8 protein-coding genes are annotated in these 11,538 nt (G+C 64.7%); 4 read left to right on the forward strand and 4 right to left on the reverse strand.

Annotated features, from left to right (window positions below):
* Nucleotides 1-27 precede the first annotated feature (27 nt).
* Complete coding sequence (locus LAN37_02665; protein ID MBZ5646108.1) at nt 28-924, reverse strand: fatty acid desaturase; 897 nt, start codon at nt 922-924, stop codon at nt 28-30.
* Nucleotides 925-1,020: 96 nt separating this feature from the next.
* Nucleotides 1,021-1,902: an NAD(P)-dependent oxidoreductase gene (locus LAN37_02670; GenBank protein MBZ5646109.1), complete on the reverse strand. Its 882-nt coding sequence runs from the start codon at nt 1,900-1,902 to the stop codon at nt 1,021-1,023.
* A 180-nt stretch (nt 1,903-2,082) separates the two neighbouring features.
* On the opposite strand from LAN37_02670, the gene LAN37_02675 reads away from it, so the two are divergent.
* Nucleotides 2,083-2,964: an MBL fold metallo-hydrolase gene (locus tag LAN37_02675; GenBank protein ID MBZ5646110.1), complete on the forward strand. Its 882-nt coding sequence runs from the start codon at nt 2,083-2,085 to the stop codon at nt 2,962-2,964.
* Between the two features lie 37 nt (nt 2,965-3,001).
* On the opposite strand, the gene LAN37_02680 is transcribed toward LAN37_02675, so the two are convergent.
* Together LAN37_02680 and LAN37_02685 are read right to left on the reverse strand one after the other, a co-directional pair.
* Entirely contained in the window at nt 3,002-4,342 is a 1,341-nt protein-coding gene (locus tag LAN37_02680) for a DUF4147 domain-containing protein (protein ID MBZ5646111.1), read from the reverse strand.
* Nucleotides 4,343-4,389: 47 nt separating this feature from the next.
* Nucleotides 4,390-5,157, reverse strand: coding sequence for an alpha/beta hydrolase (locus tag LAN37_02685; GenBank protein MBZ5646112.1), 768 nt, complete (start codon nt 5,155-5,157; stop codon nt 4,390-4,392).
* Here LAN37_02685 and LAN37_02690 point away from each other — a divergent pair.
* The 3 genes from LAN37_02690 (at nt 5,156) to LAN37_02700 (ending at nt 11,411) form a co-directional block, all read left to right on the forward strand.
* Entirely contained in the window at nt 5,156-6,145 is a 990-nt protein-coding gene (locus LAN37_02690; protein ID MBZ5646113.1) for a M20/M25/M40 family metallo-hydrolase, read from the forward strand. The genes LAN37_02685 and LAN37_02690 overlap by 2 nt on opposite strands.
* A 90-nt stretch (nt 6,146-6,235) precedes the next feature.
* Nucleotides 6,236-9,232 (forward strand): SUMF1/EgtB/PvdO family nonheme iron enzyme, encoded by a 2,997-nt coding sequence (locus LAN37_02695; GenBank protein ID MBZ5646114.1) that lies wholly within the window; start codon nt 6,236-6,238, stop codon nt 9,230-9,232.
* A 61-nt stretch (nt 9,233-9,293) separates the two neighbouring features.
* Nucleotides 9,294-11,411, forward strand: a complete 2,118-nt coding sequence (locus tag LAN37_02700) for a thioredoxin domain-containing protein (GenBank protein ID MBZ5646115.1) — start codon at nt 9,294-9,296, stop codon at nt 11,409-11,411.
* Nucleotides 11,412-11,538: the final 127 nt, after the last annotated feature.

Consider the following 11,538-nt stretch of genomic DNA (forward strand, 5'->3'; position numbering starts at 1 on the left):
GCGGTTCGAGGATCCCCTGGTTATTCGCTAATCTCCCGCAACCGGCTCCAACCCCGCAGTAGCGGGCGACTCGATCGCAGTCTCCGGTCCCTCATCTGCCTTTAGCTTCGGAAGCTTCACGTCCCATGCCAGTCCCAGCCGGCGCAAGGTCGAGATGAAGTACCAGTTGAAGTCGATCTCGTACCAGGCCAGCCCGTGCCGCGCCGACTGCGGGTGCGCGTGATGGTTATTGTGCCAGCCTTCCCCGAAGGTAAGGATGGCCACCCAGAAACTGTTGGTGGAAGTGTCGCCGGTGAGGAACCGCTGCGAGCCCCACATGTGAGTCGCGGAGTTCACCAGCCAGGTGATGTGCAGCCCCAGCGTAGTGCGGAAGAAGATGCCCCACATCAGGTACGGCCATCCGCCGGCCGCCAGCAGCACCAGTCCCAGCACGGTGATGGGGATCCAGTGCCACTTGCTGATCCACAGGTGGAACTTGTCTTTGCGCAGGTCGGGGACATAGGGCAGAAGCGAGGAATTGTTGTTGTGGATCACGCGGCCGGTAAGGATCCAGCCCATGTGCGCCCAGAATCCGCCATCATTCGGCGAATGAGGATCGCCTTCCTTGTCGGTGTTCTGGTGGTGCATGCGGTGCACCGCCACCCAGTACACCGGTCCGCCTTCCAGGGCCATTGCGCCGAAAACGGTCAGCACATACTCGAGCCACTTGGGCGTCTTGAAGCCACGATGGGTCAGCAGCCGGTGGTACCCCATGCCGATGCCGAAGCTGCCGGAGATCAGCCACAAGACGGCGGCTACCGCGACCGCCTTCCAACTGAAGAAGAAGAATGCCGCAATCGCGCCGACGTGGAATGCAACCATGAAAAACGTCGTGATCGGACTGAACGGCTCGCGGAACGTCCTGTCCCCTTTAAGAAGGCTCATAAGCTCCAAATGTCACAGGGATTTTCTTACGGATATCTCCATGAACTTATCAGGAGCGAGGCTAGCTGTTTGTAATAGTTGTGTAATTGCTGAGGGCTATGCCGGGACCCCGCCCTTGACCTCCAGCCCGGCCCATTTCTGGAGCAGGATCAGGGTAGCAGCGAAGTCCTGGTCATCGAGGCCTTCTTCGCTGGCCACGTCGTAGATCTCTTCCACCGTTTCGAGGCCAGGAAGTTTGACCCTGGTTTCCTTGGCGGCTTCCAGCATCAGGCGGATGTCCTTGTGCATGAGCCGGAGCGGGAAGTTGGGAGAAAAATCGCTCTTGAGGACGAACGGCGCCTTGTAGTCCACTACGCCGGAGCGGACCATGGTCATGCCGATGAGCTCGACCAGGTCCTGGGCCTCCACGCCCAGCTTGGTTGCCAGGGTCAGGGCCTCGGCGAACCCTTCATAGATCATCGCGATCATGAGGTTCATCGAGATCTTGGTGGCCTGGCCCTTGCCCGTCTCGCCCATGCGCTTGACCGCCTTGCCCATGGCCTCGAAGAGCGGGCGGATGCGCTCCAGAGTCGGCTCCGATCCGCCCACCATGAATATGAGCTGGCCGCTCTCGGCTCCAATCTTCGATCCGGTGATAGGCGCGTCCACGTAATCGGCGCCATACTGGCGCACGCGCTTGGCGAACTCCAGGGTGCGCGTGGGCGAGATGGTGCTGGAATCCACGACCACCATGCCCTCGCGCAGCGAGCCTTCCACGCCGTTTTCCCCGAAGAGCACGTGCTCGACGGCGGCGGTGTCAGAGACACACATCCAGACGACCTCGGCGCCCTGGGCCGCCTCGGCGGGCGTGGCCGCCGTCCGCGCGCCCTCCACCTGCTTCGGCGTGCGGTTCCACACCGTTACTTCGTGGCCCTTCTTGGCCAGGTTCGCCGCCATCGGCCGCCCCATGATGCCCAGACCCAGGAACGCTACGCGCATGATCGCCTCCCTCAGAATCCACGATTAGAAAGCAACGGGACCGCGTGGTCAAATCTGAAATGGAACCCCTGATGGGATTTCAGATTGCGGAATCTGGAACTCCGATTTTCGAGTTCCCTGGTTGCGACGGCGGTTAAATCAGAATCCTTCCGCCCGCGAAATCGTCTAATCTATACGGAGATGTTGACCCCAGCAATCCGGCGGAGGGCCCGCAATTTCGGCCGCCTGGTCCGCCATTCCGCACTTACCAAACGCACGGGAGAAGTGCACAAGCCGGTGCTCACCAGCAACGGCGACCTGGGCGTGACTTTCATCGGGCATTCCTCGTTCTTCCTGCAGATCGGCGGCCGCAACGTGGTCGTGGACCCGAACTTCGCGCAATGGCTGTTCGTGCTCAAGCGCCTGCGCCGCCCAGGATTGCGCATCAAGGACCTACCCGCGATAGACCTGGTGCTGGTGACGCATGCGCATTTCGACCACCTGCATCGGCCGTCGCTGCGCGCCATCGCGCGCGCCACCCGCCGCATCGCCGGCCGAGGGCCCGTCATCGTCGTGCCGCGGAACGTGTCTGACCTGGTCCGCGATCTCGGCTTCCGCAAAATCGTCGAGCTCGACTGGTGGCAGGAATACCGGCACGAGACCATCACCATCACCCACACGCCGTCCCGGCACTGGGGCGCGCGCGTCATCAAGGACATGCACCGCGGCTACGGCGGGTACGTCATCCGTTCGCACAAGCATTCCGTCTACCACGCCGGCGACACCGCTTACTTCGAGGGCTTCCGCGAGATCGGCGATCGCCTCGCGCCGGAGTTGGCCTTGCTGCCCATCGGAGCTTACGAGCCGCCCTCCTTCCGCCAGGTGCACACCAGTCCCGCCGATGCGGTTCAGGCATTCCTTGACCTGGGATCGCGCTGGATGGTCCCCATGCACTACGGCAGCTTCCGCCTCTCGCACGAGCCGGTGGACGAGCCACCGAGATTCCTGGGCCGCGAAGCCAACAAATGGGGCGTCAGGAACCGCGTCTTCGTCCTCAAAGAAGGTCTGACGAAGTTCTTCTGATCGGTGTGGGACAGCCGCCCTCGGCCGTTCACCTCGATCAATCGGCGAGCAGGATCCTCAGGTCGCGCACGTTGTTTCCCGTCGGCCCGGTGACGATCGCATCTCCTAGCTTCTCGAACAGCGGATAGGCGTCGAATTCTTTAAGCGCTCTCTCGACATCCAGCCCCGTCGCACGCGCACGCGCCACGGTCGTGCCGTCCACCACAGCGCCGGCTGCTCGACTGTTGCCATCCACGCCGTCCGTGCCCGCGCTCAGCACGCAGATGTTCTGCCCCGCGATCTTCTCCGCGCAGTACAGCGCGAACTGCTGGTTGCGCCCTCCGGTCCCCGCGGGCTGGGAGACTTTCACCGTCACCTCGCCGGCGGAGATCAAACACACCCGCGACGCTCCCTTGCGTAACTCTTGTAGTCGCTTCAGCAGGTGGTCCGCCGCCTTCGCGTAATCCCAATCGTCGCACGTGTTGTCCTCCTCGACCGTGAAGCCACTCAGGGCAGCTTTGTCGGCCGCAGCCTTCTGGGCCGTCGCGCTGGACAGGATCGGCCACCAGCGCGAGCGGTGGAATAGCGGATCGCCGGGCTTGGGGGTTTCCTCCAGCGCGCGGGTCTGGAACAGATCGCGCACCGAGGGCGGGAATCTGCTCAGCAGGCCGTACTTGCGCACGATGGCGTAACAGTCCTCGACGGTCGTCGAGTCCCCCATGGTGGGGCCGGAAGCGAGAGAGTCCAGCGCAGCCGGCGGCACGTCGGAGACCAGGATCGAAACCTGCTGGGCCTCGCGCGCCGCCTGCGCCAGCCGCCCTCCCTTGACTGCCGAGAGGTGCTTGCGGATGGCGTTGATCTCGGCGATGGGCGCGCCGCACAGCACCAGCTCGCGATAGGTGGCGACCAGGTCCTCGAGGCCGATGTCGGCGTCGATCGGCTTTTCGATCACGGCCGAGCCGCCGCCGCTGATCAGGTAGAGCACCAGCCAGCGCGCTGTGGCCCCGTGCAGGCTGCGCAAGACGGCATTGGCGCCGAGGATCGACTCTTCGTTGGGAACCGGGTGTCCACCCTGGAAATAGCGGAAGCCGAAGACCTTCGCCGGGGGCGCCTCCGGGCAGGCAACGATGCCGCCCACGCTGCCGCCCATCTGGCCGGCGAGCGCCTCCACCATGGTGTGCGCCGCCTTGCCGAAGGCAACCACGAACACCCGGCTGTACGTGCCGATGTTGTAGAGATCTTCCGCCACTTGCAGGACTCCGCGGCTGTAACTCACGTGCCGATCGAATGCCTTGGCGATGCTGGATCGATCCAGCGCATCCAGGAAGATCTCCCGCGCCGTCTCGCGCATGTGCGGCGTCGCTTGCGAACTGCTCCCCGCGCTGGCTGTGCGTCCCATTGGGCCTCGGAATTATAGTTGCCGGTCGCCAGTTGTCAGCTTTCGACTCATGATCCCGGCGATGACGGCGATCCAAGGTTCAGCGTCTCCCGCACCCATCCTTCGATGGTGTGCCTCACTTCTGCGAGTTTTCCCTCGAAGAAGTGTCCGCTGCCTGCGATGAGCACGAGTCTCTTGGGCGGATGGGCGCGCGCTACTACCGCTTCCAGGGTCTCGAGTGGGCCGTAGGGATCGCGGTCGCCGCTGATGAACAGTTTGGGCTTGGCGCAGTCCGTCAGAAAGCTGTAGCGGTAGGTGCGCCCTTCGACTTCGACCGGAGTGCCCAGGGAGATCATCGCCTGCACGCGGGCATCGGGGCAGCAGGCGCGCAGGCCGGTGGAAGCCCCGAAAGAAAATCCCGCGACGACGATGGGCAGGTGGAACTGGCGCTCGAGCCAATCCAGCGCAGCGCGCACGTCGTCGCGTTCGCCGCGGCCTTCGTCGTGCTTGCCTTCGCTGCGTCCCGTGCCGCGGAAGTTGAAGCGCAGCGCGGGGAAACCCAATCCGTTGAGCGCCTTCGTGGCGTGGAAGACCACCTTGTTGTGCATGGTGCCGCCAAAAAGCGGATGGGGAGGGCACACCAGCGCGGCGTGCGTCGCGTCCGGCTTGCCCGCGTTCAGCAGGGCCTCGAGGCGTCCGGCCGGACCGTCGAGGAACAGGCTCTGGATCTGGGTTGGTGAGTGCAAGCGCGTTCCGGCAAGAATACCAGCAACACGGCCGCATTTCCGACTCCTGGCTGGCGACCAGCGACTAGCGACTGTTATCCTCCTCCGCATGGACGTGGTCGCGCTCACCCGTCGCCTGGTGGACATCGCCTCGGTCACGGGCGAGGAACATGCCGTCGGCGGATTCCTGCTCCAGCACCTGCGCGGCAGCGGCTGGGAGGCCGCACCCATCCCCGTCGATCAGCACCGTTTCAACGTTTTCGCGCACTCCAAGACTGCCCTGCCGACCATCGTGTTCTGCACCCACATGGACACGGTTCCGCCGTTCATCCCTTCCTCGGAGGATGGCGAGAAGGTGTACGGGCGGGGGTCGTGCGACGCAAAGGGGATCATGGCGGCGCAGATCACCGCCGCCGAGCGCCTGCGAGACGACGGGGCGGCGGTCGGGTTGCTGTTCACCGTAGGCGAGGAGCGGGACTCCATCGGCGCCAAGACCGCCAACCAGCACGCGCCCGGCTCCAAGTTTCTGATCGACGGCGAGCCGACGGACAACAGGCTGGCCATCGCTACCAAGGGCGTACTCAACGTCCGCCTGACCGCGCGCGGCAAGATGGCGCACTCGGCGTATCCCGAAGAGGGCGAGTCGGCCATCGAGAAGCTGCTGGACGCACTGGCGCGGCTGCGCGCCATGGAATTGCCGAGAGTGCCCGAGATCGGGCAGTGCACGCTGAACATCGGAACCATCAGCGGCGGGCGCGCGCCCAATGTGGTCGCCGACGAGGCGCACGCCGAGGTCCTCTACCGCATGGTGACCGCCTCCGACGATATCAAGCAGCGCATCCAGCAGTGGGTCGGAACGCTGGCCGAGGTTGAGTTTGGCGCCGACTCGCCCTTCATGAAGCTGCGCACCGTAGACGGAATGCCCACCATGGTCGCGTCCTTCTCCACCGACATCCCCCACCTGCGCAACTGGGGCGAGCCGCTGCTGCTGGGCCCGGGCTCCATCCACGTCGCGCACACCGAGCGCGAATTCGTGGCGAAACAGGAGCTGCACGAGGCGGTAGAGCTGTACTGCTCGGTGGCTCGCAAACTTCTCTAACTTCACGCGGCTTCGCTAGGCAGGGCCCGCAATCCCGAGTACAATCGCGCGCATATCGGGGTGAAGGCCGTATCCCATTCGGAGTAAACCATGGCACAGGTATCTCCTGTTGTGACGCTGGTGTGCCCCCAGTGTGGCCGCAAGTATGGCATCGAAGCCAGCAAGCAGTCCGCCAAGCCTGTCTGTCCAGACGATGGGACAGCGCTGGTCGCCCCGGAAGCCGATTCGGGGGCTACGCTCGCCATGGGAATGGATACCGTGGCGCAGTCTCCGCAAAGCGGGGATCCCGGCGCGGACGCGGGGCGTACCACGATCGGATCTGTGTCCGGCCCCTCCAGCCCAGCATCGCCATCGCACCGCGGCCAGTACGAGGAGCGGCCATCGGTGGTATCGCAGCTCCGTCCCAGGGATGTGAAGGTAGATCCCGCCGCGTCCGCGCCGAAGAAGTACGTTGTCAGCGGAAAGTTGGGCCAGGGCGGGGTCGGCGAGGTGCTGTTGGTCGAAGACCGCGACCTCGAGCGCGCGGTCGCCATGAAGAGACTCCTTCCGCAACCTGGCGGAACCGTCGCCGAGGACACGCTCACCCGCTTCCTGCGCGAGGCGCAGACCACCGGACAACTCGAGCATCCCAACATCGTTCCCGTCCACGACGTAGGCCTGGATAGCCAGGGCCAGCTTTACTTCACCCTCAAGTATGTTCGTGGGCTGTCGTTACGCCAGGTGATCCGCGGCCGCGAACAGAACGGGCACGTCGAGGCGGGCGGTCCGCGGTTCCGCGATGCCTACTCACCGCGAAAAATGATCGAGATCCTGATCGGCGTCTGCCAGGGTATCGCCTTCGCCCACAGCAAGCGCGTGATCCACCGCGACCTCAAGCCGGACAACATCATGCTGGGCAAGTTCGGCGAGGTGCTGGTGATGGATTGGGGACTTGCCAAGACTCTTGGTCCTGTGACCCGGGAAGAGGCAGGATCGGCAAAGACCGTCCTGCTGGGCAGCCCATCGGCGGAAGCTTCCATGACCATGGAAGGCGCGATCGCCGGAACTCCCGCGTACATGGCCCCGGAACAGGCGGCAGGCAAGATCAGCGAACTCGATGAACGGACCGACATCTACTCCCTCGGCGCCATGCTGTACGAGATCCTCAGCGGGAAAGCCCCGTACACCGGTGGCATTGCCATGGAGGTGCTGCGGCGCGTCACCCAGGGGCCGCCGCCGCCGCTCATGACCGGCGCCAACGGCTTCAACCCCATCCCGCGCGAGCTGAAGGCGATCTGCGAAAAGGCAATGCAGCGCCGACCGGAGGATCGCTATCGGTCGGCGGCGGCGATGCTCCACGACCTGGAAGCCTACCTCGATAACCGCAGCGTCACTGCCTGTCCGGACAGCGCGTTGCAGCGGCTGGGAAAATGGGCTCGCCGCAACCGCCGCCAGGTCGGCGCCGCTGCTGTGAGCGCGATCGCGGTGCTGGCGCTTGCCGCAGGGTCGTGGTTCGCCTACCGCGAATACACCATCCGACGCCTGATCACGCAAGCCGAACAGACAGCGTCCGAGGGCAAGCGTACCTTCGAGCAACTGCGGGGCGCGATCACGAAAGTCAGCAATGACGATCCTTACCGGGCGCAGATGGTGGCCAGCCTGCAAAGCGGTCCGGATCGCGAGTACCGTGGCGCGCTGAACCGGAGCAACAACCTCTTGCAGGAAGTGCTGGACATCTCGCCCAAGGACCGCCATGCCCGGCAGCTGCTGGCGGCAAACTACATGGCGCTGTGGCGGCTGGCGCTGGCGGAGAGGAACCCCGACCTGATGCAGGCGACGCGCGCGGAAGTGGTGCGTTACGCCGGCACGCCCAATCCCTTCCTCGACGAACTCAACGGCCTGGGAACGGTTGACGTCACCGTGGATCCGCCGCAGGCGGAAGCGTACCTCTTCTCGTTCGAGATGTTGCAGGCGAACGATCGCGAAGGCAATGCGTTGCCGCCGCGCTTGATCCCGGTCCCGTACGACCTGCAGAACCGCCAGCCCGATCGCGCTTTCCTCGAGGCGGAAAAGGAGCGGGCCAAGTCTGGCCCGCCGGTCATCGAAGCCACGCATTCGATCTTCCGCATGGAGCCGGTTGCGGCGGCCAAGGCGGGGGTTGGACACATACAGATCGCATCTCTCGCTCCCGGCAGCTACGTGCTTTTCCTGCGCGCTCCGGGCAGGGTGGATATCCGGCTGCCGTTCTCGCTTCCCCGCCACGGCAAAGTCGAGCAGAAGGTCGAAATGCCCAAACCGGACGATGTCCCGCCGGGATTCGTGTACGTGGCCGGCGGAGCAACTATCGTCGGAGGCGACACGGCCGGAGCGCCTCCGCCCCATCCCTTCACCGTGAAGCCCATGCTCATCTTCCACGACGAGCTGACCATGAAGGAGTATGGCGAGTTTCTGAGAGACCTGCTGCGGTCCGGCAAGGCTGCCGAGGTCAGGAATTACCTGCCCCAGGATTTCGGCAAGCCGCTGGCCATCCTGTCGCCCAAGGGCGAGCTGTTGCCTGCTTACGGCCCCGCCTCGGAGCATTTTTCCAGTTCTCCGGTGCGAGGCGTGTCGTTCAATGCCGCCACTGCTTACATCGCCTGGCGGAGCAGGCGCGACGGCCTGCCCTATCGGCTCCCTCACGACTGGGAGTGGGAAGCGGTCTGCCGCGGCACCGACGCCCGCAAGTACTCCTGGGGAAACCAGCCAGGCAAGGGGCTTGCCGTGGTAACGCAAGGCTACGGCGACAAGGGAACGAATATCAGCTGGCGCTGGCAGGACTACAAGGACGAAGCCCCCTGGGGCACCATCCACAATATGGCGGGAGGCGCGGCCGAGTGGACCGATTCTCTCTACGACCCCAAGGCCAAGCCGGAAGATCCCGTCTACGGCCAGCGCACCATCCGCGGAAACGCATGGGCGCTGCCGCCGGTGGGACTGGAGTGCGCCTTCCGCACTTCGGGCCAGCCGGATTATTTCCATCCCACCATCGGATTCCGCCTGGCGCTCGATTGGCCGTTGCAGCGCCTCAGCGCAGCAAATGTGCCGGCGGCGGCCGCGCACGCGCATTGAGGAACGGCTGCGGCCGCGGGTGAGGACCGGCCAAGGCCAAGGCGCGTACACTTATAAGTTCATGGAGACCCAGACCAGCAACGCCTTGGCGCATGCGTCATCGGCTTACCTGCGCTCCGCCATGCACCAGCCCATTCGCTGGAATGAGTGGGGCGATGAAGCTTTCGAGACCGCGAAGCGCGAGAACAAGCCCATCCTGCTCGACATCGGCGCGGTGTGGTGCCACTGGTGTCACGTGATGGACCGCGAGTCGTACGACGATCCCATGGTGGCGCAGCTCATCAACGAGCGCTATATCGCCATCAAGGTGGACCGCGACGAGCGCCCCGACGTAGACAGCCGCTACCAGGCGGCGGTGCAGGCCATCAGCGGGCAAGGCGGCTGGCCGCTCACCGCGTTCCTGACGCCCGACGGCAAGCCCTTTTTCGGCGGAACCTACTTCCCTCCCGACGACCAGTGGGGACGTCCGGGACTCAAGCGCGTGCTCCAAGCCATCGCCGACGCCTTCCAGCAGAAGAACGCGGAAGTGATCGAGCAGGCCGGACAGGTGATGAGCGCCATCTCGCAGGCGGAGTCGTTCGCGGGCAAGTCGGGGCGCGTGTCGCCGCGCATCCCGGAGAGCATCGCGGTCTCGGCGCTGCATATGTTCGACGCGACCAACGGTGGTTTTGGCACGGCGCCCAAGTTCCCGCATCCCGCGGCGCTCGACCTGTGCATCGACCGCTTCGCGCGCACCGGCGACGAGCAGCTCAAGCAGCTCATCGAGGTCACGCTCACCAAGATGGCGCGGGGCGGTGTGTACGACCAGCTTGCCGGCGGCTTTCATCGCTACTCGGTGGACGAGCGCTGGGTGGTGCCGCACTTCGAGAAGATGTCGTACGACAACTCGGAGCTGCTGAAGAACTACGTGCACGCCTACCAGGCGCTGGGGACGCCGCTGCTCTGGCACGTGGCGCGCGACATCGTCCGCTGGATGGACGAGTGGCTCAGCGACCGCGAGCGCGGCGGCTTCTACGGCTCGCAGGACGCCGACATCGATCTGCACGACGACGGCGACCACTTCACCTGGACGCTGGACGAAGCCAAGGCCGTGCTCAGCGAGGACGAGCTGAAGGCCGTATCGCTGCACTATGACATCAACGAAGTGGGCGAGATGCACCACAACCCGCAAAAGAACGTGCTCTTCGTGCGGGCATCGGTGGAGGAGATCGCGACGCGGCTGGGCATGACCAGCGACCGCGTGCAGCAACTGCTCGATTCGGCCAAGAAGAAGATGTACGAGGCGCGGCTGAAGCGGCCGATCCCGTACGTGGACAAGACGGTGTACGTGGGCTGGAACGCGCTGTGTATCTCGGCGTACCTGGAAGCGGCGCGGGTGCTTCAGCTCAAGGACGCGCGGCACTTCGCGCTGCGCTCGCTGGACCGCATCCTGGCGGAAGGCTGGAACCCGGAGAAGGGCCTCCGACACGTGATCGCCTACTCCGATCCGAAGGCCGCGGTGCGAGAGGTCGCCGGCGTGCTCGACGATTACGCTTTTGTGACCATCGCCTGCCTGGACGGGTACGAAACGGCTTCTGACCTGAGCTACTTCAATTTCGCCCGCAAGATCGCCAATGCCATGATCGCGCGCTTCTACGATTCGACATCGCACGGTTTCTTCGACAGCGATGCGGGGCCTTTGGGCGCGCTGGTCGCGCGGCGCAAACCCTTCCAGGATTCTCCGACACCGGCGGCAAACTCCGCGGCGGCGATCGCGCTCTTGCGGCTGTACGCCTACACCAACGACAAGGGCTACTACGAGAAGGCGGAGGAGACGCTGGAGGTCTTTGCCGGTGTGGCTGAGCAGTTCGGGATCTTCGCCGCGACTTACGGCATCGCCACGCTCCTCTTCAGCAAAGGGCACACGCAGGTCGTCATCGTGGGCAGCGGAGAAAAAGCCGATCAGCTCTACGCCGCGGCGGTCGCGCCGTTCGCGCTCAACAAAGCGGTGCTGCGCTTCGCCCAAAGCGAGCTGGCGCCGCAGAACCTGCCACCCGCTCTGGCGGAAACTTTGCCCAACATACCTGGGGCAAAAGACGGCAAGCCGGTCGCAGTGATCTGCTCCGGACTCACCTGCCGCCCGCCGATCCAGGATGCGGACGAACTGACGAAAGTTCTGCGCGAGAGCATCGCGCCCTAACTTCTACCAAGGTAGGGGTCCTTCGACTCGCGCGGCCGTGTCGGCCGCGCTCGCTCAGGATGACACCGCCATTGCCGTTCGGGGCGGCCGCCCCCGCTCAGGAGGACCCCATCAAGGGAATTCCTTG

This window comes from Terriglobia bacterium (assembly GCA_020073495.1).
Lineage (GTDB): Bacteria > Acidobacteriota > Terriglobia > Terriglobales > Acidobacteriaceae > JAIQFD01.